The 21,157-nt window shown below is 58.1% G+C and carries 18 protein-coding genes and 2 pseudogenes; 1 reads left to right on the top strand and 19 read right to left on the bottom strand.

The window, feature by feature from the left end; all coding sequences use genetic code 11:
- The 5 genes from nifB to AC0L3K_RS20775 all read right to left on the bottom strand — a co-directional run bounded on the left by nifB (position 1) and on the right by AC0L3K_RS20775 (position 4,486).
- Complete coding sequence (gene nifB, locus AC0L3K_RS20795) at positions 1 to 1,554, bottom strand: nitrogenase cofactor biosynthesis protein NifB (protein WP_473366800.1); 1,554 nt, start codon at positions 1,552 to 1,554, stop codon at positions 1 to 3.
- Between the two features lie 851 nt (positions 1,555 to 2,405).
- The gene (gene nifT, locus AC0L3K_RS20790) at positions 2,406 to 2,630 is read right to left on the bottom strand and encodes a putative nitrogen fixation protein NifT (RefSeq protein WP_473347464.1); all 225 of its coding nucleotides are present in this window, start codon (positions 2,628 to 2,630) and stop codon (positions 2,406 to 2,408) included.
- Entirely contained in the window at positions 2,627 to 3,838 is a 1,212-nt protein-coding gene (nifS, locus tag AC0L3K_RS20785) for a cysteine desulfurase NifS (RefSeq protein ID WP_473366799.1), read from the bottom strand. The genes nifT and nifS overlap by 4 nt, the downstream gene beginning before the upstream one ends.
- Positions 3,839 to 4,126: a NifU family protein gene (locus tag AC0L3K_RS20780; protein WP_473366798.1), complete on the bottom strand. Its 288-nt coding sequence runs from the start codon at positions 4,124 to 4,126 to the stop codon at positions 3,839 to 3,841.
- A 39-nt stretch (positions 4,127 to 4,165) separates the two neighbouring features.
- Positions 4,166 to 4,486, bottom strand: coding sequence for an iron-sulfur cluster assembly accessory protein (locus tag AC0L3K_RS20775; protein ID WP_473265628.1), 321 nt, complete (start codon positions 4,484 to 4,486; stop codon positions 4,166 to 4,168).
- Between the two features lie 325 nt (positions 4,487 to 4,811).
- On the opposite strand from AC0L3K_RS20775, the gene AC0L3K_RS20770 reads away from it, so the two are divergent.
- A complete protein-coding gene (locus AC0L3K_RS20770; RefSeq protein ID WP_007605617.1) occupies positions 4,812 to 5,402 on the top strand; it encodes a hypothetical protein in 591 nt (196 codons plus the stop codon).
- A 232-nt stretch (positions 5,403 to 5,634) separates the two neighbouring features.
- On the opposite strand, the gene AC0L3K_RS20765 is transcribed toward AC0L3K_RS20770, so the two are convergent.
- The 14 genes and pseudogenes from AC0L3K_RS20765 to AC0L3K_RS20700 all read right to left on the bottom strand — a co-directional run bounded on the left by AC0L3K_RS20765 (position 5,635) and on the right by AC0L3K_RS20700 (position 20,452).
- Positions 5,635 to 6,096 carry a hypothetical protein gene (locus tag AC0L3K_RS20765; RefSeq protein ID WP_473366858.1) on the bottom strand — a complete coding sequence of 154 codons (462 nt, stop codon included), beginning with the start codon at positions 6,094 to 6,096 and terminating at the stop codon, positions 5,635 to 5,637.
- A gap of 47 nt (positions 6,097 to 6,143) precedes the next feature.
- Positions 6,144 to 6,471 (bottom strand): annotated as a pseudogene (locus tag AC0L3K_RS20760) (Asd/ArgC dimerization domain-containing protein); the annotation flags it as partial.
- A gap of 34 nt (positions 6,472 to 6,505) precedes the next feature.
- Positions 6,506 to 6,859, bottom strand: a complete 354-nt coding sequence (locus AC0L3K_RS20755; protein ID WP_473366797.1) for a hypothetical protein — start codon at positions 6,857 to 6,859, stop codon at positions 6,506 to 6,508.
- A 197-nt stretch (positions 6,860 to 7,056) separates the two neighbouring features.
- Positions 7,057 to 7,290: a hypothetical protein gene (locus tag AC0L3K_RS20750; protein WP_473366796.1), complete on the bottom strand. Its 234-nt coding sequence runs from the start codon at positions 7,288 to 7,290 to the stop codon at positions 7,057 to 7,059.
- A 464-nt stretch (positions 7,291 to 7,754) separates the two neighbouring features.
- Positions 7,755 to 8,914 (bottom strand): annotated as a pseudogene (locus tag AC0L3K_RS20745) (TlpA disulfide reductase family protein).
- 987 nt (positions 8,915 to 9,901) lie between these two features.
- Entirely contained in the window at positions 9,902 to 10,186 is a 285-nt protein-coding gene (gene fdxB / locus AC0L3K_RS20740) for a ferredoxin III, nif-specific (protein ID WP_007605615.1), read from the bottom strand.
- Positions 10,176 to 10,400, bottom strand: coding sequence for a CCE_0567 family metalloprotein (locus AC0L3K_RS20735; RefSeq protein WP_473366795.1), 225 nt, complete (start codon positions 10,398 to 10,400; stop codon positions 10,176 to 10,178). Before AC0L3K_RS20735 ends, fdxB begins: the two co-directional genes overlap by 11 nt.
- A 7-nt stretch (positions 10,401 to 10,407) precedes the next feature.
- Positions 10,408 to 10,878 (bottom strand): NifX-associated nitrogen fixation protein, encoded by a 471-nt coding sequence (locus AC0L3K_RS20730; RefSeq protein WP_473366794.1) that lies wholly within the window; start codon positions 10,876 to 10,878, stop codon positions 10,408 to 10,410.
- A gap of 10 nt (positions 10,879 to 10,888) precedes the next feature.
- Entirely contained in the window at positions 10,889 to 11,284 is a 396-nt protein-coding gene (nifX, locus tag AC0L3K_RS20725; protein ID WP_085394603.1) for a nitrogen fixation protein NifX, read from the bottom strand.
- A gap of 22 nt (positions 11,285 to 11,306) precedes the next feature.
- Entirely contained in the window at positions 11,307 to 12,689 is a 1,383-nt protein-coding gene (gene nifN / locus AC0L3K_RS20720; RefSeq protein ID WP_473366793.1) for a nitrogenase iron-molybdenum cofactor biosynthesis protein NifN, read from the bottom strand.
- 5 nt (positions 12,690 to 12,694) lie between these two features.
- Entirely contained in the window at positions 12,695 to 14,338 is a 1,644-nt protein-coding gene (gene nifE, locus AC0L3K_RS20715; RefSeq protein WP_473366848.1) for a nitrogenase iron-molybdenum cofactor biosynthesis protein NifE, read from the bottom strand.
- A gap of 115 nt (positions 14,339 to 14,453) precedes the next feature.
- The gene (gene nifK, locus AC0L3K_RS20710) at positions 14,454 to 16,013 is read right to left on the bottom strand and encodes a nitrogenase molybdenum-iron protein subunit beta (RefSeq protein WP_473366847.1); all 1,560 of its coding nucleotides are present in this window, start codon (positions 16,011 to 16,013) and stop codon (positions 14,454 to 14,456) included.
- 80 nt (positions 16,014 to 16,093) lie between these two features.
- Positions 16,094 to 17,596, bottom strand: coding sequence for a nitrogenase molybdenum-iron protein alpha chain (gene nifD / locus AC0L3K_RS20705; RefSeq protein ID WP_473265626.1), 1,503 nt, complete (start codon positions 17,594 to 17,596; stop codon positions 16,094 to 16,096).
- 2,550 nt (positions 17,597 to 20,146) lie between these two features.
- The gene (locus tag AC0L3K_RS20700) at positions 20,147 to 20,452 is read right to left on the bottom strand and encodes an XRE family transcriptional regulator (protein WP_341850297.1); all 306 of its coding nucleotides are present in this window, start codon (positions 20,450 to 20,452) and stop codon (positions 20,147 to 20,149) included.
- Positions 20,453 to 21,157 lie beyond the last annotated feature (705 nt).

The raw sequence follows: 21,157 nt of genomic DNA, 5'->3' as shown, positions 1-21,157 counted from the left end.
TCAGGCGGCGGAAATCAGCGCGTTGGAGCGGGCCGCCGGATCGACCCTTTCAACGTGATTGATCTTCCCCTCATTGACTTTATCGAGATAGAGTTTGAACCAGGCGATGGCCGAGCCATCGATGAACTCGTAGGCGTACCGATCGACCGGCTCTATGCCGGCCTTGATCAATTCGGCCTTCGGGCAGCCGCCGATCTTTGACACGAATACGGCGTGGCAATCCCTGATGGCGCCGAGGGCGATTTCGAGCTTGCTGTCCTCGCCATGGCCGTTCTGGCAATAGGGGTGGATTGGACGATGACCAACGAATTTTGCGCCCGACGTCGAGAGCTCGTAGATCTGGAACTCCTTGGCATGACCGAAGTGCTGGTTGATCAATCCCGAGCCCTTGGTTGCAACCGCCACCAGCACCTTGATTTCGCTGGACGCGCTGGCGAGCCCCGCAAGCCCCTCCTGCTTGGCAGCAAACTTTGCAATGCGCGCCTTCTCAATCTTGGCCTCATACTCCTTTCGTGCCTGCTCGTCGTATTTGACGTCCATCGCCATGATCTTTTCCATGGTGAACTCCGCGCCGCGGTCCTCCCCAAGCAGTCCGACGGCGTCGGCCCGACACTGGCGACAATGACGCATCATGTTCATCTCGCTTTCGCAGCTATCCTGCAGCGCTGTCACTTCCTGTGCGGTCGGGCCGCGTTGCCCGCTGAGACCGAACACGGTGCCGTGCTCGGGCGACGATATCAGCGGCATCACGTTATGCAGGAAGGCCCCGCGCGACTTCACGGCCTGATTAACCTCAACCAGATGCTGATCGTTAACCCCGGGAATCATCACCGAGTTGACCTTGCATAGGATGCCGCGCGCGGTGAGCATCTCCAGGCCCTGGAGCTGCCGGCTGCTAAGGATGGTTGCGGCTTCAATTCCGGTGCAGCGCTTGTGGCCGTAAAAGATCCACGGATGGATCTTTGCACCAATTTCGGGATCGATCATGTTGATCGTGATCGTCACGTGGTCGACCTTGAGTCTCGCGATTGTGTCGACATGATCCGGTAGCGCAAGGCCGTTCGTCGAGAGGCACAGCTTGAGATCTGGCGCGAGCCTATTGACGAGCTCGAATGTCCTGAATGTCTTGTCCGGGTTCGCGAGCGGATCGCCAGGACCGGCAACGCCGACCACGCTCATCTGAGGGATCGCGGAAGCGACCGCCAGCACCTTCTTGGCGGCCTGCACCGGCGTCAACTTTTCACTGACAATGCCAGGACGCGATTCGTTAGCGCAATCGTACTTACGATTGCAGTAATTGCATTGGATATTGCAGGCGGGTGCGACGGCGACATGCATGCGGGCATAATGGTGGTGCGCCTCCTCGCTGTAACACGGATGGTTCTTCACCTTTTCCCAGATCTCAATTGGCAGATTGGCGATGCCAGCCTGAGATCCGCAGCTTGCCTTACCGCTGCCACCGATCGTACCGCAGCCCTTGTGCGTCGCCATGACTTGCATGGTCTCGCTGATCTCGCCGCCGCAGGATACCTGGTGTTGCGCTGAAGTACTCATTGTTCCAATTCTCTTCGCAGCCGAACCCTTTCGGCAAGCATCCCCAGAGCCTTTCTGGAAAGCCAAGAGCAACTGGCGTGCCATTCCTGCAGAATGAATTTAACAGTTCTCTTTCAAGCACTTAGCTAAGCCCTGGTCGATTGTTAGCTTTATCAATGCATGGTTCGAAAGCTGACAGGGGTTGCGATCACAACAGCGCTGACACCATTGTTTTGAGGCCCGGCAGGCTGCTTCAGCTATGGCTTCGGCAAACAGCAGGCGGGTGGCGTCGTTTGAAAGTTGATCTTCCGTCAGAATGTGACGCCTAGGCAAAGCACAATCCGCAAAAGACGTTCCGGGCGCTTTGAAGGACAGGTTGATAAGGCGAGCCTAGAAGCAGAGAAAAAGCAGTCCTGTGACTGACCTATGCCATGGAAGATCAGGCGGACCCCGGCGCATGTTCGGAAGGGCATTGTCAACCCCGGTGAAGAGAAACGCCCGCTCGCCAGCGGTCAGGGATCATCACGAAGGTTTATAAGCTCTGGGCCGGCGCGCGACTCAATCATTCAAAGCTGAACGTTATGGAGTCCAGCCATTGGCCTGACGCTGTTAAGACGCGCGGAATGCAACGAGCGGCCTGGCGGTCGCCGAAAAGGGGGAGGTCGCGAAGGCCTCCCCCTAAACGCCATCGCGCTGGCCGGATGCCTCGATGCTGCGCCCCGGCCAAGATACTGCCTTTGGCCCGCGCGGCAGCACGATCTTGGTTCCGAACAAGGCTGCATGGGCTGTCGCGTTGACCGGTACGCGCGCGCCGCGCCCGCCAAGACTTCCCTCGACATCCCAGTTTGACAACGTCCGTAGACACGGAGTGTTCATTTTTCGGTTGCTTCGCCGCCGCGCTTCTTGGCGTTTATGGTGATTGGTAGGGTGGTGTCGCTCGCCATCGCCGGTAGGTCGAGCACCCAGCCGTTTGCGATTTTAATCCAACCACCCCAAAGCGTCTCGTGCTCCCAGCCGACGATCGCCTCCTCAAGATCTTTCTTCGGTACATAAATCGAAAGGCCTGTCTCAGGCGAACGACGAATCATGACCTTCATAGGGGCTCTGCAGGTTGCGAACTCTCGCCCGCACGCTCCTGACACGCGCGCAACAAGGCTCTCTGTTCGGAAGTAATGTGCGCCAGGACGTGCAGCACACGATCGATCTCATCCAGCGCCGTCTCTCGCGAGAGCGAGAAGCGAACCGCACCCCGCAAAAACGCCGGCGCTACTCTCATCGCGCGCAGGACATGGGACGGCTCCATCGAGCCGCACGCGCAGGCTGAACCGAGTGAGGTGGCAATTCCGTCACGATTCAGGTGGTAGACGATGGCCTCCGCTTCGAGACGCTCGAAGGCAATGTTGGAGGTATTTGGCAGCCGGTTTTTGATATCACCAAGCACGATGCAACCGCCGAGCGCGAGAATGCCGCGCTCCAGCCGGTCGCGAAGAGCGCAAATCTGGATCTGATCTTGTATGAGGTGTGCCGCCGCGAGTTCCGCCGCCTTGCCGAGGCCAACAATGCCTGGGACGTTTTCGGTGCCAGCGCGGCGACGCCGCTCTTGCACGCCGCCGAAGATCAGCGGCCGGAAATTAATCTCCTTGCGCACATACAGCGCGCCGATGCCCTTCGGACCATGGAGCTTGTGGCCGGAGAGCGACAGCATATCGATGTCCGTCGTCTTCAGGTCAATGGGGATCCGCCCGACGGCCTGGACTGCATCGGTGTGAAAGAGCGCGCCGACTGAGCGCGCCATCTTGGCGAGGGACTTCACCGGAAAGATCGTACCGGTCTCATTATTGGCCCACATGATCGAGGCGACTGACGTACGCTCCGACAAGGCATTGCCATAACTCTCGATGTCCAATCGACCGCTTGCATCGACCGGAATGACATGGATCTTGATTCCTCGTCGGCCCAGCTCCTCGGCAAGAGACAGCACGGCCGAATGCTCAACGGCGGTTGTGACGATCTCGTCGCGTCCTTCCTGCACGGCGAGCGCGGACAGGATCGCAGTGTTGTCAGATTCCGTCGCGCCGGAGGTGAAAACGATCTCGTGATCGAATGCCGCGCCAATGAGAGCCTGCACATTTCGGCGCGCCTGCGTCAATGCGGGTGCAACCTCAATGCCGAATGCATGCCCGGACGACGCATTGCCGAATTGCCCAGAGAAGAACGGCAGCATCGCGGCGACCACCAAGGGATGTGCAGGGGTCGTGGCGTTATTGTCCAGGTAAATCGGTCGCACGGAGAGTTCGCTCTGCATTTAAGCCCTCACTTTGGCAGCTCCGGGGAACGGGATCAGGCGGACAAACTGTCCGAGCCGCTCGATCAGGCGCGCCTGAATGAGCGTCGTGCCCGCAAGGCTTGCATACCATGCAGCGCCGGTGAGCCCGACCATGATCTTGTTGCCGTCTATTGCGACGAGCTCACAATGTCCCCGATCGCGCCTGAGGCTTGGCCGACTCTCATCGAGCACGGCGCGGACAATCCGCTCGCGATCGGAAGGCTCGATAGTCGAAGACTGCTTCGTCCGTTCAGCCTTCAGGCCCATGTTCGATGCTCATTCCATTGCCAAGCGTCCCAAGGCGAGTCAGCTGAACGATTTGCCGCAGGAACAACTCGATTTGGCATTTGGGTTATCGAAGCGGAATCCTGATCCTTCGAGCGACACCACGAAATCGATCGTGGTGCCGTTGAGATGCGCCCGGCTCGCGTTGTCGACAAAGACTTTAATCCCGCCTTGCTCGAACACGGTCTCATCGGAGCTTGGCTCATGAGCAAGACCCATTTTATATGTGAATCCCTGGCAGCCGCCGCCTTCGATCATGATCCGCAAACCGCTTGCCGGCTGCGCAGTCGAGGAGATTGCGGCCTTCAGTGCGTTGATGGCGCTATCCGTTAGGTTGATCATCTCTGACTCGTTCTCAGTTCTCTCGCAAAGCACAAATGGCAAATCCCATGCCAGTTGAGATGCAGATGAAACCAGCTTCTGTTGCAGAGGCCCACCATTCGATTTGCGACCTGTCGGGTTCGCGACAGGCGGTTTTCCGGCAGCAGGATGTCATGCGTGCAAGGCCTCGTGATGGTGCCAGCAGGTATCCACGCAAATCGCGCCAAGCCGCCGTTTACGCTCTACGTCGCTGCGGACATAGCGGACGGCAAACAACTTGCAGGAAGGTAGGGGCACGTCGCATTGGGCGACCCCGTGCACACCACAAATTGATGAGGAGGCTTCCATGACCTCGATCGACAACACCGCTCTCGGCCCGCTGGACAAGGAGGGGCGATTGCTGAATGCGGTGCTTAAGAGTGAAACAACGAAGTCGGGGCGATTTGGATTTCGAGGCGACATCGCGCTGAAGTTCCAAGCCCAGCTCGCCGACGAGAAACGACCGCCGGATTATTCCATCGAACAGGTTCTTGCAATTGCACAGGAAGGCGAACCAGCCATCCCAGTCCTTGCCGGATATCTGCATTCTTTCGCTTATCTACCCGAGGCCGCGAAGGTGCTGGATGGCAGGCTGAGCCCCAACGGCAGCTATTTCATCTTCTGCAACAACATTGATCTGCTCGCGAAGTACCGCACAAAAATAGGCGACATCACCTTCCGCATTCTGCCTTGCAACGAATCAACCGTATGGAAGGAGATGATGGACCTCGCCGGCATTGACAAGAACGACCTCAAGAAGCTCGGTACCGCCGCGAGGCTCGACTACTTGCTTGATGCGGCCAAGGAAATCGATGGATCATACACGGAGATCTCATACGAGGACGGCCTAGCCAAAATGGAGCCGGTGAAGAACAGAAGCGAAAACCGCCCAGTCTGAGGCATCGCCTCAAACCCCTTTTTCTCGCCAGCTCGACAGTCCGCCGCAAGGAGATTCACTGCAAACGCTTCGCTTGCGGCGGGCTCTTTCAAACCTTGGCCATGCACTTCCGGCCCAGCTTTTCGAGCAGATGACAGGCCCACTCTGCTGGTCGTGTGTTGGCCAACAGCACTGTCGTCATCACGCTGAGGCCGGCTTACCGCGACGGTCCGACTGAGCGGGTCTATCGTGATCAGGAAATTCCAAATCTGACCGGTTCATGGTCGCGGTCACAGTTCAAAGGCTGATCGACGGTGTGTGGATTGGCTTTGGCGTTGCGCTCCAGGCCTTTGCCGGCCTGAGCGGCGCTGAGATGGGCGCGAGGAGCGATCACTATGCTGATGTTCACGGAAGGGCCGCCGGTGATCCGGACATTCCGGGGCTGCGCGATGTCCGTGCTGCGCAAGCCGGCGGCTTCCGCGACTGCAGCGATCACGGCTGGATGCAGAATTCGCGCCGACCCGGATGCGCGGTAGCGCACGTGCGAAATCGCCTGATAGAATCCGCCGCAGGGAGTGTGGAGGACGGAGTGGTCGCCAAGGGGTGGAGGTGCTGGCAAATGTGTAGCAGTGCCCGAGTACCCGTCGCGGTAATCAGCAGCACCCGCGAGGTCGAGCAGGCGGGTGGATTTCCCGTCAGCCTCGGCTTCGGCCACCCAGGCTTAGACCTATCGTCTCGGCGTGCGCCTGATGACAGGTCCAGCAACAGCCCTGCGATCTGCATGGCGTTCAACGCCGCGCCTTTGAGCAGTTGATCCGCCGCAACGAACATCGAGATCGGATGCCCTGAGGGATCGCTGAGGTCCTTGTGGATGCGGCCGACCAGAACATCACCCTGGCCAGCGGCGGCGATTGGTATCGGACCTCGTTTTTGGTGCGGTCGGACGACCTTCACGTCGGGCGCTTGCGCCATGAACGGGCGCACATGCTCCTCGCTGATCGGCTTCTCGCATTCGAAGTTGATGGGCGCGCAGCACGGGTACGCGCATGCAGGTCACACCAGTTACGATTATCCCATCCTCGAAGAACTTGAAAGTTGGCAATTGAGATTGACAGGCGTGAATTTCAGTAACGCCTTCCTACAGCGGCGCCGGCCCCGCTGGCGGCCCGGTAAGTTGCGCTTATCACGCGCTTGATGCGGTTCTTCTGGTGGATTGGCCAAAGCGGCACCAGCGCCTTGGTCGCGGCGTACTTCGGGTTGGCGATGATGCCCTTGCGGTCGCGGACGCGGGCCGCATTGATCTCGAGGATCACCAGCGGGAGGTTCGGATCCATTCGGAAAGCGGAGGAGTTGTCGACCACGACAGCGCCTGCCCTAACCGCGATCGGCGCGCGTCGTTTTGGAGATGCCGTTGCCATCCGAGAACAGGGCGATGTCGTCAGCTCCTCGATCACGACGCCCTTACTCCAGAACGACATCGTCTTGCCGGCCGAGCGGGGGCTGGCCAGCGCTTCAGCCTGCCGGGGCGAAAGCCGCGTTGTCCGTGAAGGCGTGAATTCGGCGCCCCCCGCGGCGGTGACCGCCGACAATCGCGAGCACGGAGTCGTTACTCACATTTTCCTCCATTTCGGTTTGAGCATGATCTGGTCGGAAACTCGGATTCCACTCTTCCGGATCAGGCTGTGCAGACAACAAAAAAGGTGCGCGACCAACGGCAGCGGGCTTCGGTCGAGCTGGTGCGTTCAGTGGACGAGTAGGCGCGCATGCCTCCCCGGGCCCCGAAAGCCGTGGTGGTCTTGGTCGCATGTTCGGTGGTCGTGAACATGACCGCTACTTGGGCGGTATGCTTCGCAAGAATTGATGTTGAGGAGTCACGGATCGATGGTTTGAAGCATTCGAGATCGGACACTCTCAAGTCGCCTTCAGCATTTTCTGAACCGGCCACCTCCTTTTTTGGACAACAAGTTCTGTTCATTATGCTAGCCCAATAGAGCATGGGATCCACGTCTGCGGCGGCGCAACCGGTAGAAGACTGCCAGATCGAACCTCGATGCTGCATTTAAGTTATTCGAAGGGGCGGTTTGTGCCGGCAACGCGAACATAACTGCGTGAGTAATGCTCGATGTGAGTAGCAGATCATAATATCGAGCTACAAACCAGAGCATGTAAAAACGGCGGAGCCGGCATCCCTTGAATACAAGCACTAACGAGACTCCAGCAACGAAGGGCCGCAGGGCGTGGCATCGCTCGTTGTCGGCTAGGTTTTCCTTGTGACCTGCATGTCGCAATCGCCCTGAACGATTCTGCTGGTCGCGAGCGTTTCGAAGGCGCTTAATTGGGCCCGATGGTGCGTCTTCTGATTAACATTTCTCTTCATGTCTCCTCCTGCGGCTGGACGTTGGGAGCTCCAGGAGACTTCTCTCGCGGAACCGAACAAGACCCGCCGCAAGAAACCTTCTCGTCCCTGTAGTTGGCCAAGGCTTGGAGCAGCCGCGGCATATAATACTTCTTCGCACGCTCCGCCGCCAATTCCGGCATAGCTTTCGGATCGTCTAGCCACGTCATCGCCCGCTCGATCAGCTCGATCGCATGTTGCTTGTCACCACTCTCGTGGTAGTACTGAGCGACCACCATATAGGAAGAGCAGTTGAGGCCGCCGAAGGCCTGCCCAGGATTGAGGATATGTTCCGAAACATCCCTGCCGATCGCAAAGCGTTCCGCACCCGGAAGCTGCGTATTGTCGTTCTCCGCATTAAAGAGTTGCCTCATCGCGCCAACCAGGCCACTCAACGCCTCTGACTGTTTCTCAATCGCATCTCGAACCAGTTGGCGTAAGACCTGGAAACCAGTCGCCGTGTCGCGCATTTTGTGAAGCAACAGATGCGCATGAATCTCCCGGAAGTGGAGATTGTCCGGCGTCACGGCAATGCCCTCTTCGACGGCTAATAGCGCTGTCGGCCAGTCCTTTGCTTCCATCGCCGCTCCAATTCTCCGGTGCATTGAGCGTTCGCGCGCTAGGCGCTGGCCTTCCGCAATCCGTTTCGCATCAGCGGATTTAGCTTGATAGCTGCTGCGCCAAGTGCCGTTTAATATTTCAGCAAGACGTCGTCGAGTGTGATCGGATGACCGATAAAGGCAATGTGGCCGTCGCGGTCTACGACGAACGATGTCGGAATCCCAACAGATGAGCTGGCATCCATCCAAAGCATGTTCATTTCGCCCGTACTGTCGAACCCGATTCGATAGTTCAAATTTGAGAACTTCTCAGTCAACCATACGTCCAACTTGGTGCGAGCCTCATCCGCCGTTGGTGCTCGTTCGCTAGCTGCGACTCCGACGACCTCAAGCCCCTCGTCTTTGTATTTTGCTTGCAGCTCAATAAGATGGGGCATCGCCTCCTCACATGGACCGCACCAACTTGCCCAAAATTCGACGATGTACACTTTCCCTGGCTGGAAGTTCGTAATGGGGTCGCCACGCAGCCAGTTCTCGACTTTGAGCGAAGGAGCCGGGATCGCCATGCACAGCACCATCATTTCTTCTCCAAGTCAGTTGTTGCGAGAGCTCGTCTCTAAACTAAGTTAGCAACCACCGTGCCAGGCGCTCCGCGCGCACTAAGCACATGAAAACGCTTTGAAAAACATCCACACGCCCAATAGGTCCACTGTAGCCTGACATGCTTTGCGTGAGCGTCAGATTTCGGGCACGCATCGCGCCCTTCCGGTCGCCAAAACGCGAATGCGCATCCGCGAGCCGCGACGTAGGCTTCGCCGTAACCCTCGGCGGCGGGCTCAGGGCGCTGAACGAGTTAAGGATCACCCCTTACTGCCGCGCGATCTAGCTGGGGTGCCCAAGGCCGCTCGCATCTCCTGCCGAGTGTCTCTTGATCTGGCGCAAAGGCGGAGACTGCGCGCGCAGCCCTGAACAAGGCTATGCTAGCCAGCCGACAGGCTACTCACGAGCATTTCTGCCGCACTGATGGGCGGTGACCTGTCCATTGATTGGCACGTGCATTGATCGGTTCGACCCAGCGCTCCCATGTTATGCGGGTTGCCTTGGACGTGCGGTTCCGGACAATCTCAATAGGGTGGCCGCGTACTGGCTGCTCCAACCTGGCTGGGGGCATGGTGGAGCAGAGTTAGCCGCGCGTAATCAACACAGTGAGAACGACGTGAAACCATGCAGAATGTCGCAACCAAAGTCACCTAGCCCATCAACTCCTTGCGCCGTGGTTACTGTGGTCCGCGAGCACGAGACGGCGCGGTCGTGTCATTTGATCATTTGACCGATCCCCCCGAAGGACAGCCAACAGTCCATGTTCGGGCACGGTCAGCTCAGGAACGCTGGGTTGGCGCCAACAGAGCAGGTTGGATGTCGCACGTTGGTGAATAGCAAATGAATCTCCGGCTGGGCTTCGATATTTGAACATCGCACCGTAGATGTCGTCGGCTCGATACCGGATCTCCCGACTTGCCTTCGTCTCTGGCAAAGCAGCCCTATTGATACCGGAGAAAGTCGCTTCAAGCCCGTGGCGCGTGCGTCTGACAGTTTGTCGGACACACCCGCGCGCAGGCGCTGCAGCCGATGCAAGCGCCTTCGTCGTTCAGCACCATGACCTTTTTTTCGAGCTCATCGTCCTCCTCATCGAGATCGATGATTTGGCCAGCCTCGCTTAGCCCCTTCAGCGTCATGACCTCGCGGCCGCAAACCTTATAGCAGCGGCCGCAGCCGATGCACTTCTTGAGATCGATAGAAACCAGGTAATCCGGTTCCCAACTGCGGCCGTCGCGGGTCCTAAATGACATGGCTCGAGATCCGCGATGCTTTGTCTAGCGCTTGGAGATTTTGGCGCTTGCTTTCGAGCTCGCTGAAGGCAACGTGGGCCTTCTGCGCCACACTCAGGATCGAGCACCAGTTGACCGGCAGCTCCTCGGAGAGGTCGTGGAGGTCCATCTTGGCTTGGGTCGCCTTCGCCGACAGCTTCTTTATTTCCGCTTTCAGCGCTTCAACATCGTTCATGCTTGCCTCAATAATTCGCCACTTCCGGGAACTTACGGATCATCTCAACGCCACTGTTGACGAATTTGTCGCCTTGATCAGCGAGATCAGAGAAATGGTTGAAACCAAAGCGATGCACGTCGCGCAGCTGCTTGCTCACGACAACGAGCCGACCGCCGATCAACACGATCCGACCGAACCCTTCGTTGTGCATCTTCAGCATTGGCGAGATCATCACTCCGGTCGCCTTCTCGATCGAGAGCGCAACCGCGTTAAAGAACAGCTCCAGCCGCCATGTCGTCTTGGGGTCGGCATTGCCGACAATAGGCAGCGCACGGCGCTTGTGCTTGTCGAGGACGTAGGGTTCGAGCAAATCGAGATCCTTCTTGCCCTCCCAGGCACCGTGGGAGTCCTGGGCGCGCCAGATCTTGACGAGCTCTTTCAGAAATGGCCGCTCCGCCGCCGCGGCGGCTGGAGTGACTTCGGACGTATCTCCCATCCTCGTTCCTTCAGGTTTCGAAATCCACTGTACGTTCCGGGTCTTTGGCGAGCAGCTTCCGCAGCCAGGGCGGCGGCGAGCCCTTCAGCACGGTTTCGAGTTTGACGCAAAGTTCGTCGATGGGCTCTGGTTGCAGCACCTTCATCGGATGGATCTTGCTCGCAACGACTCGTGCAGCACCCGAGCCGCCGATCGCCGCAACATAGAGGATTGCGCAGTCCCTGATCGCCTCGATCTTGGGCGCTAGCTTATCCTCATTGCCGTCTTCCGTGAGGTCACCACCGAACTGGATCGCCTCAATAAACCGATGCCCCTCCGGGCCGACCTCGTAGATCGCGATGTTCTTGGCCCAGCCGAAGTGCGCATCGACATGCTTCAAGTCCTGAGTGGCAAATGCAACTTTCATCCGTGTTGTTTTCTCTCCCTGCTCAATGCAACCCAGGCGAATCGACCTGCAGGCCAGAGTTGGTGAATCGCCAGCTGTCAGGCGTCGGCCGATGGTTGATCTCTCGGTCGGTGATGATGAGATTGGCGATATCAAAGATCAGGTCGCGCGTGCCGCGATAACCAACGATTGTGAGGTGCGCAGCCCCAAGGCGATCGAACATGGGAAAGCCTACCCGGAAGAATGGAACATTGAGTCGCGAAGCCGCCTGGCGACCATGTGAATGGGACATCAAGAGGTCGCAGTCACGCGACCTGGCAAGCTCTTCAAGATCCTCCAGATCGCCGATCAGGACGTCCTCGGTCCTGACCCGCTGCAGCACCGGTGAGTTCGTCGTCGTCACCGCAGCAGTGACCTGCGCCCCCATCTCGTGGAGCGAGCTGGAGAGATCAAATAACAAGTCCGGCTCAGCGCCGATCGCGAGCTTGCGGCCGCCGATATGGAAATGAGCATCCAGCATGGCGTCTGCCAGCTGTCCACGCTGCCGGCGATACTTCGAGGGTACTGACCGGCCGGTGATCTGGCTCAAGAACGCCATAAATTCGTCGTTTGGGATAAGGCCACAGAGCCGCTCGAATAGACGGAACGGCGCGCCTGTCCGCACCTGCATGGTCTCGGCCGCACGGCGCATTTGCGCGCCGATCGCGATCGTCCAGGCCACCTGCCCCATGGTCGCAATTTCGTCCACTCCAATCCCCCCGATCGTAGTCGGCGTGAATTCGTCGGGGATGTGGCCGTCCAGCGAACCTGCAAGGTCCGGCAGGAAGGAGGGCTTGAGACCGAAATCCTCAAAGATCGTGCGAAGCTCGTCGAGGTCGCCGGGCGTGAGGTGGCAACCAGGTAGCACGTTAACGCGGGACGGATCGCGCGGTCTCGCTGGATCGAACGGAGTCACAAGCACCTCGATCATCCGCGCGACCGTCTTGCCCCAGCCATCCTGAAAGGCATCCTTGAAATCCGGAGTCGAGACGTAGACAAGGGGGAGCTTTTCGAGCTGCGGGTGCTTCTGTCGGATCAGCCGGATGAAGGCTTCGACGTCATCGCCGTTGGTTTCGGTGACCCCAGTCGAATTGATGCCAATGATCTCGGGCGCGACGCGATTGTAGATGTTGAGGATTGCCTGTTCGAGATTCTCGTGGCCGCCGAGCACGGTCGCAACCTCGCTCATAGCAGTTGTCTGCATCGGCACGGCTTCATTGAAATGGCGCACGAACAGCGTCAGCCCAAAAGAGGCGCAACCTTGCGGGCCGTGCAAAAGCGGCATCGCGCCGCGCAACCCCATGAAGGCGAATGAGCCGCCGATCGGCTGGCTCATCTTGAGCGGATTGACCGAACAGGCTTTCTTCGAGGTAGTGACGATCGCCATGTCCCCTACTCCGCCGCCTGCAGTGCCGCCGGCTGGAGATCGGAAGGAATGTCCTTACAAGCAATGCAACGCCCGCTGGAACTGGTGAACGGCTTGGTGGGCTCGCCGAGCTTCGGGCCATGCGGCGCAATCGCGCTCTCACCCTCGCTGGCCTCAGCTTGATTGGAAAAACTTATCGTCCTGACGCTGTTCCTGCTCGGGTCCCGAACTGGATCCGCGGCTTGCGCATGCATCTGCGCAGCCGTCCCTGCCTGAAGCTTCCGGTCGAACTCATCCCATGGCGCGGCTTGGCGGAGCTGATCCCATATCGGATTGTAGAGCGCCTTCTCGATCTCCTCCATGAGCTTGAGAATCCCGACATAGCCCATATAGGCGTGGCAGCGCTCCTGGTTGATATCGAGCCACGGCATCGCCGCCTTTAGTGCGACGAATTGCGACTTGCCGCCCGAGAGCATGATATCGGCTTTTGCGTCCTTGAGCATCTTGTAGATCTCGCGAGGCGACATGTCCTCGATCATATGGGCGTCCTGGCCCATTAATTCCTTGATACGTTCCTTGTCCTTCTTGGTCGATTTCTTCACGGACGTGCCGACGATCTCGAGCCCGGCCTCCTGCAAGGCGGCCACCATCGACCAGGATTTCACACCGCCGGTGATGAGAACAACCCTCCTGCCGGCAAAGCGCGGCTTGAAACGTTCAATCGCAGCCCAGGCCTTGGTCTCTTCGCGTGCGATCAGGGCTTGCGTGCGATCCATCAGCTCAGCCGGCGCACCACTCTCGATCAGCATGCGCGCGATCTGGCGGAGTGAATCGCTGGTATCCTCAATACCGTAGAAGGAGCCTTCAAAAAACGGGATGCCGTAGCGCTGCCTCATCTTGCGTGCGACGTTGATCATTGCCCTTGAGCAAACCATCATCGCGGCTTTGGCTCGGTGCGAATAAGCGACCTCGCGATACTTGCCGTCCCCCGAGATGCACGACAGGATCCGAATTCCGAGCTCATCGAGCAGGGGCTTGACCTGCCAGAGCTCGCCGGACAGATTGTATTCGCCGATGATGTTGACATCATACGGCGTCGTGTAATCGGGCTCTCCGGTACCGATGACATGCTCCAGCAGTGCTTCGCCAGCAAGCTTGTTACCAAGATTCTTCGACCCGACAAATCCCGGTGAATTGATGGGAATGACCGGTTTGCCGAATTTGGCGGAGGCCGCCTTGCAGACCATATCGATGTCGTCCCCGATCATTGCGGGCACGCATGTCTGGTAGACGAAGATGGCCTGCGGGTCGTATTTCTCTGTGATCTCCTTGACTGCCCTGTACAGCCGCTTCTCGCCGCCGAAGACGATATCGGTCTCGCTCATGTCTGTGGTGAAGCTTCTGCGCCATAGATCGGAGCCGGAGGAGACCGAACCACGATTGTCCCAGGAATTGCCCTCACAGGCGATTGGACCATGCACAAGATGGGCGACATCGGTGAAGGGCTGCAGCGCGACTTTGGCGCCATCGAAGGCACATCCGCCCGCGGCGCCGCCCGGCTTGAGCTGCTTGGTGCAACCATTCTTGCGCTCGACCTTCGACTTGCTCGCGTTCCTGGCGCAGCCCGGTTCGTTAAAAACGTCCTGTATGGTCGTGGGAAGCGAAGTCATGGTGTCTCTCTCGGGGATGTCAACACACCGCAGACCACAAGGAGGGACGGCGGACAACCTGTGATCCCCGCCGCAGCGCCGCTGTTCCTGCGGGCGATGAGGCGGGGAGCTCGCCTTAGCGTATGATGTCGAAGCTGTAGTCTGTCTTGCCAACCGAGCTGGTCTTTCGATCGATCTCATCAAAGATCTTGTCGAGAATCTTGACCAGCACATTCATGCTCCCCTGATAGCCCCACACTGGATAACGATGGTGATGATGGCGATCGAAGATGGGAAAGCCGATGCGGATTAGCGGCGTTCCGGTGTCACGCTCGAGATACTTGCCGTAGGTGTTACCGATCAGGAAATCGACTGGCTCTGTGAACAGGAGCGAGCGCATGTGCCAGAGATCCTTGCCCGGGAAGGCGCGGCAGTTTTTACCGAAGGGCGAGCTCGCGAACAGCGCCTGCATCCTCTGCTCCCAGGCCTTACTCGCGTTCGTCGACAGCACGTGGGTCGGCTCAGCGCCGAGCTCCAGCAGGAATGCGGCCAAACCATAGCAGAGGTCTGGATCGCCGTAGATCGCGAACTTCTTGCCGTGAACATGCGCGCTAGAATCAGCCATTGCGTCTACCAGGCGCCCGCGCTCCTGCTCCAGCGCATTTGGAATTGCCTTGTTGGTGATACGCGACAGTGTCATCAGGAAATCGTCCGTGGCGCTGATGCCCAGCGGGTGATTGAAAGCGACGACCTCCTGATCGTGCCCTTTGATGAAGGACAACGTCTTCTCCGTGCAATATTGCTGCATGGAAATGGTTGCCTTGGCGTGGACAGCGTTCGCGGCATCCTTTAGTGTGGTGCCCCCATCATACATGCGGAACTCGCCGTCCGTGGGGGTATCGAACACGTCACTGTTATCCGCGAGGATGGTGTAGCCGATCCCCATCAGCTCGAAGATACGCTTTATCTCACGGATGTTTCCGACAGTGTAGCCGTCGAAGCCACCGATGAAGTTGATCGTGTTGTTCGCTTTACGCTCGAGTTTTGGGGCCGTGCCGGCTTTGCCATCCCAGAAATGCTCGAGGATGCCCTTGAGCGTATTGTCGTAGCCAGTAACGTGGCTGCCGACGAACGCAGGAGTGTGAGCGAATGGTACGTCGTAGTCCGCTGGGACTGAACCTTTTTCCTTTGATGTTTTGATGAAGGCATTGAGGTCGTCGCCGATGACTTCCGCCATGCAGGTCGTGGCGACCGCGATCATCTTCGGCTTGTACATGCTATAGCTGTTGGCAAGCCCGTCCGTAAGATTGTTAAGCCCCCCGAACACGGCCGCGTCTTCCGTCATGGACGAGGAGACGCACGAGGTCGGCTCCTTGAAGTGCCGTGACAGATGGCTGCGATAATACGCGACGCAGCCCTGTGAGCCGTGGACGAACGGCAGTGTGCGCTCGAACCCGAGGGCGGCGAACACCGCACCCAGCGGCTGGCAAGCCTTCGCCGGATTAACGGTTAGCGCCTCGCGGGCGAAGTTCTTCTCGCGGTACTCGGACGTCTTGGACCATTCTTTGATGCGATCGACGTCGGCGGGATCATGCGGATTCTCAAATAGCGCCTTCTTCTTGGCCAGCATCTGCTGGTATTCGTCTCCCCGGAAAAGCTCGGAGTGGTCGAGTATGTGTTCGGCGTTCTGTGTCATCATAGCACTCTTTGGGTTCTTGCGTTCGTTCTCCTGCCCTTCCCCTCCTCTGCGGAAAGAAACGGCCCGGGGTCGACTTCCTATTCCGCGGCCATGAGGCTCGGCTGCGGAGCGTCCTTCCAAGGCGCCGTGGTCTTCCCCCAGATCGGGGAGTTAATCGCCATGTCCATGTCGCGGGCGAAGATCGCGAAGCCGTCATAGCCGTGGTAAGGACCCGAGTAGTCCCAGGAATGCATTTGGCGGAACGGCACACCCATTTTTTGGAAGACGTATTTTTCCTTGATACCGGAGCCGACCAGGTCTGGCCGGATCTTTTCGACGAAGCGCTCGAATTCGTAGCCGGTGACATCGTCGTAGATCAGCGTGCCATCTTTGACGTAGTGCTGGGCGGTGCGTTGGTAGTCATCGTTATGCCCGAACTCATAGCCCGTGCCGACAACATCCATGCCGAGGTCCTCATAGGCGCCGATGACGTGGCGAGGACGTAAGCCGCCGACGAACAGCATTACCGTCTTGCCTTCAAGCCGCGGCCGGTATTTCGCGATCACAGCATCGACAAGCGGTTGATATTTCGCGATGACGCGTTCGGCGCCTTGCTTGATCTTGTCATCGAAGAAGCTTGCAATTTTTCGCAGCGACTCCGCGATTTTGGAGGGACCGAAGAAGTTGTACTCGCACCAGGGAATCCCGAATTTTTCCTCCATGTGCCGTGAGATGTAGTTCATCGAGCGATAGCAATGCAGTATGTTGAGCTTTGCCTTCGGCGTCGCCTCCAATTCAGCGAGAGATCCATCCCCGGACCACTGGGCGATGACGCGTAGGCCCATTTCTTCCAGCAGGATTCGTGACGACCATGCGTCGCCGCCGATGTTGTAGTCGCCGATGATCGCAACATCATATGGCGTCGGCTCAAATTTAGGGCTGGTCTCTGGGACGCTCTTGTCAAAGATCCAATCCCGAACGGCGTCGTTCGCGATGTGATGGCCGAGCGACTGCGACACGCCACGGAAGCCCTCGCACCGCACAGGCACGATGGTTTTGCCGCCATATTCCTTCGATTTTTCTCGGGAGACCGCCTCGATATCGTCACCGATCAAGCCAATCGGACATTCGGACTGAATGGTGATGCCCCTGTTGAGAGGAAATAGCTCCTGGAGCTCATCGATGAGTTTCGTGACCTTTTTATCGCCGCCGAACACGATGTCCTTCTCCTGAAAATCGGAGGTGAACTGCAGTGTCACGAACGTGTCGATGCCGGTCGTCCCGACGTAGTAGTTGCGCCGCGAGCCCCACGAGTACTGACCGCAGCCGACCGGACCGTGGCTGATGTGGATCATGTCCTTGATGGGTCCCCAGACCACGCCCTTGGAGCCCGCATAGGCGCAGCCGCGGATGGTCATCACGCCGGGAATGGACTTGATATTCGACTTGACGCCACAATCCGACTTCCCCGCCTCGTGAACACTGAGATGCTTGGCGCGCCTTTTGGCGGTCTTCTCGGGGTAGACCGTCAACACCTCATCGATTAGCTGCTTGTTGCGCGCCTTGATCTCTGCAACGCTTTGGGTAGGTGCTCGGCTCATACAGGTTTCCTTTTCGATTGTGGTCTCAACAAGAAGCGACGCTTTTGCGGTAGACCGACGGATTTTCCGATCCGGCGTTCAGGTAAGCGTGCAATCTGCGTGGGCGGTCCTACCGATCGCAACTTCGCGACGTTCATGCCGCAGCGGTAGCTCATCTCGGCTGAGCGGTTAGGAGCGCCATGTGTGACGCTGTCTATCGATGACCATGACGCTTCTCGGTGAAGTCATGCCTGCTCTCCAGCGGTTGGTCATATCGGCCTCTTTATTCACTCGCGTGCGATCACGGGGCATGTCCCTGTGCACGGGATGCAAAGGACTAACAGCCGCCTCCTGCGCAGGGGTCTGCAACGAGTGTGCCAGCGCCGGTCGAAAAGAAAAAGCAACGTTTATAGAGCTAGATAGCTGCCGGATGCGGATTGTTATAAACCTGACCCTGTCTGCCGCCGACAAGCGTAGCCGCAACGCCCTGTCTGAAACAAAACAATCGGTTACGCTCTCCACCAGCGGCGTGGCTGGAGTCTGGCCGCGCCGACGTCACTCCGATGCGCAGCCTGCTTCGTACGCGCCGATCCAGAGATCGCAAACACCATCCGTTCGAAGCGGTTTCAGCGGGGTTAGATGCGCCCATCGTGCTCGCGATCCTACCTCGAGCAAGAATCGCATCGAGCGCTCCACCACCTGCTGCAGATGTCTCCACAAGAACTCAGTTGCCCAGCAGCAGTCCTCTTCCATTTCCGTGTGGTCTCTCGCTCCGGCGTTCTTTTATTTGATACTGTGGAGAGGCGCGCTCGGAGGGGCGAACAGCTGACGCCGTGGAGAGCACGTAAGCTGATCAATTCCCAAGCAGCGCGGTAGCTTAAACTCCGCAAACGGTCACCTTGGGCTTGCCCAGATTCGAATTTGCCGGCTACGACACAGGGCGCTTCCGCATCAAACAATCTGCAGGTTTTTGCGTTCGGCGTAGTTCGACGAAGGGGAAGATCGGATTCTGACGCGTCAGACAGTTTGAACGGATTCACGGAAAGGCCGGCAGCTTCGCAAGTGTCGGCAGTCGAGATAGGGCAGGTCGAATGCGGACCACTGGTGGATTTATCCTTTCTCGTTCCAGAACAGGATCGATTCCTTACGCTTACCTCCGTTGCTTGGTATATCAATCGCCATTGAAACCAGTTTTGCTAACGCGCTCCGCCAGCATTTTTGCAGAACAGCATGCCGATGGTCCACTTGAACGGTATTTTTCTTGCCTAGGTAATTTATGGTAAAAAGGGCCAAGACCTCGGAGCGAAGTGCTCAGGTGCGGATTTCACGCATTGCAACGCTTGTAAATTGGTGCATCACCACTGTTACGGGATAATAGCGCTTGGGTTCGTGGGACTTGCGCTCAAGGACATACCCATCACGGCGCTGTCGAATGCAAATCCTGAAATTATTCAGGTTGCCATTCTGAGGGTTTATATTTCGTGCTGGGCTTACGGGACCAGCATCGACCCGAAAATCCAGGGTGGAAGCTATGCGGACGACCCACAGGGAGGACGTGTCCGGACCGGATCAATTGCTGCTCTCGCCTTTCTCGCGGTTGTTTCAGTCATTTTGCGTCCTGAATGAGATGGAGGAGAAGTTCACGTTAGAACCGGCCATCGGGCGTGAGCGATCTCGAAAGCCCAGGGGTCGGCGGCGGCGTTCTTCAAGATGATCAGCTTCGGCTTCCGTGACGGACCCTGTTCGTCGATGCCGCGCTTCGCGAGGAGTATGAACGGCTCCACTTCGAAAATCGCGCCGCCAAAGATCGGTTACTTGCCGCATTGAAGCTCGAGGGAGGGACGAAGAAAGTATCGCCCAATCGCTCACCTTGAACATGACCGAGCACCGGCAGTTCGGGATCGGACTCATCGCTGCCATCGTCGCGCTTTCCGCTTTGATCAGCATGTCCGCTGGGCTGGTTGGACTGATCCCACTTGGTACCTTCTCCCAACCATCACCGCCTTCTAGGTTCGGCATCACTACGCCTGGGGCCATCCTGAACGTCGTCATTCGCTTGACCGCGCTCAGCTAAATTGATTCTCCGTGTCAGGGCCGATTGTCCTCGAAATCAGCATTGGACGCCATGTCACGGCATTCGGTACTTGGGCTGGCGAAGACTCCAGCCGGGATCCCGCTCCAACGATGTCTGCCCTCTGGATGGAAGATGCCCGTCGAGCAAGCGGAGATCATCCCCTCCGAATCGATCGCTCTGCCTCGCGCACCTTTCGCTTCTGTAGGGACGAGTTGGCTGCTGCACTAAGCCGCCGCGCCGGTTCACGAGCTAGCGTTCGACCCGTTAATCTTCCCTTTTGAGCTTCTCGCGCTCCTGCTGAAGCGCTTCGGTCTCTCGGGCGACTTCGCGTCCTTCCCAGTTGGTCCTGGAAATGCTGGCGGGTCTCGGCGAGAACAGCGGGGGCGAAGGATTCAGTCAGCCGAATCTCGATTGCAGATCGGGCACTGCAGGGTGAGTTCATGAGCGCTTTTGCCGCCGTCGGGTTAGATGTCATGAACCCTCCGTTTCGGCAGCTCTTAGGCCCGAATAAACGTGATCCGGCCCCCTTCGCCACGCTTCCGATGTGGCTTTACCTTTATTTCGACGTCCTGATCGAACGCCGCCAGCATGCGCAGCAGCTTTCCACGGAAACCAACTTGAACTGCCCTCGAAGCAGCTTGGAGATGTTGGGCTGCTTCACGCCGACGAGCTTCGCGGCTTCGGTCTTGAGTGATCTCCCGCTCCGCCATCAACCGCTTCAGTTGTACAATGAGGGCTGCCTTGAGTTGGTACTCGTCGGCGTTCGGGAGGCGGTTGGCCGGCAACTTCTTCTTCGTGCTCATGATCGAGCTGCGTTTATTCCGTGTTGATAGGTTCCGTGTCGCGCAGGCGCTGCCATGCGAGGCCAGATCGTCCCATATGCGGATCGGCGGCCAAAAGAGCTGCTGATCGGACCGCGTGAAGGTCAATTTGAACGCTCTACCGCGCTCGAGTGTCTTCGGAGTTTTGGCTTAACCTGTTGCGGGTGTGCTCGTCTTGGGGAACCGCATATATAGGCCGGGGAGCACATATATGTGTGCTTAAGAGTATGGAGCCTGCGGAATTCAGCGTAAGACACGCGTCACTTCCATAGAAGAGATTCTGGCCAATCTGTGAACTCCAACTCGAAGCTACGTAGGCCGGCGGGTTTTGTCGTGAATTTAAGGGTCTTCCCTGAAAGGTCGGCCAATGAACCAGATGCGAATGTGAAAACTGTCGTGCCGGAAGTTGCGACCCCAATGTCTTGCTCGCCTTCCATGCTAGAGAAGTCGGTCGCCTCGGAGAGTTGCCCAAGTGCAACTCCCTCCAGCGCGTGGTGAAATTCCATGGAGGCCAAGTATGTCCTTTTGTCAGCAGCCCACTCGCTGACTGACACTGCTGTGATCCCCGCGTCGGTCAAGAGACCACCTGCGATCCGGCAGCCATATTGAACGGTGAGAATAACCCGCTCATTCCGAACTCCGGCCGGCTCTCGATCGGCGGCAGTGATCGTGCACGCGTACCGCCTA

The sequence above is a fragment of the Bradyrhizobium sp. MI1.10 genome (genome assembly GCF_055811035.1).
This window is presented reverse-complemented; position numbering and strand designations above follow the sequence as displayed.

What these genes read in the sequence shown, in the direction of transcription:
- nifB (WP_473366800.1), bottom strand. Translation starts at nt 1,554, where the DNA reads ATGAGTACTTCAGCGCAACACCAGGTATCCTGCGGCGGCGAGATCAGC.
- nifT (WP_473347464.1), bottom strand. Translation starts at nt 2,630, where the DNA reads ATGAAGGTCATGATTCGTCGTTCGCCTGAGACAGGCCTTTCGATTTAT.
- nifS (WP_473366799.1), bottom strand. Translation starts at nt 3,838, where the DNA reads ATGCAGAGCGAACTCTCCGTGCGACCGATTTACCTGGACAATAACGCC.
- AC0L3K_RS20780 (WP_473366798.1), bottom strand. Translation starts at nt 4,126, where the DNA reads ATGGGCCTGAAGGCTGAACGGACGAAGCAGTCTTCGACTATCGAGCCT.
- AC0L3K_RS20775 (WP_473265628.1), bottom strand. Translation starts at nt 4,486, where the DNA reads ATGATCAACCTAACGGATAGCGCCATCAACGCACTGAAGGCCGCAATC.
- AC0L3K_RS20770 (WP_007605617.1), top strand. Translation starts at nt 4,812, where the DNA reads ATGACCTCGATCGACAACACCGCTCTCGGCCCGCTGGACAAGGAGGGG.
- AC0L3K_RS20755 (WP_473366797.1), bottom strand. Translation starts at nt 6,859, where the DNA reads ATGTCGTTCTGGAGTAAGGGCGTCGTGATCGAGGAGCTGACGACATCG.
- fdxB (WP_007605615.1), bottom strand. Translation starts at nt 10,186, where the DNA reads ATGTCATTTAGGACCCGCGACGGCCGCAGTTGGGAACCGGATTACCTG.
- AC0L3K_RS20735 (WP_473366795.1), bottom strand. Translation starts at nt 10,400, where the DNA reads ATGAACGATGTTGAAGCGCTGAAAGCGGAAATAAAGAAGCTGTCGGCG.
- AC0L3K_RS20730 (WP_473366794.1), bottom strand. Translation starts at nt 10,878, where the DNA reads ATGGGAGATACGTCCGAAGTCACTCCAGCCGCCGCGGCGGCGGAGCGG.
- nifX (WP_085394603.1), bottom strand. Translation starts at nt 11,284, where the DNA reads ATGAAAGTTGCATTTGCCACTCAGGACTTGAAGCATGTCGATGCGCAC.
- nifN (WP_473366793.1), bottom strand. Translation starts at nt 12,689, where the DNA reads ATGGCGATCGTCACTACCTCGAAGAAAGCCTGTTCGGTCAATCCGCTC.
- nifE (WP_473366848.1), bottom strand. Translation starts at nt 14,338, where the DNA reads ATGACTTCGCTTCCCACGACCATACAGGACGTTTTTAACGAACCGGGC.
- nifK (WP_473366847.1), bottom strand. Translation starts at nt 16,013, where the DNA reads ATGACACAGAACGCCGAACACATACTCGACCACTCCGAGCTTTTCCGG.
- nifD (WP_473265626.1), bottom strand. Translation starts at nt 17,596, where the DNA reads ATGAGCCGAGCACCTACCCAAAGCGTTGCAGAGATCAAGGCGCGCAAC.
- AC0L3K_RS20700 (WP_341850297.1), bottom strand. Translation starts at nt 20,452, where the DNA reads ATGAGCACGAAGAAGAAGTTGCCGGCCAACCGCCTCCCGAACGCCGAC.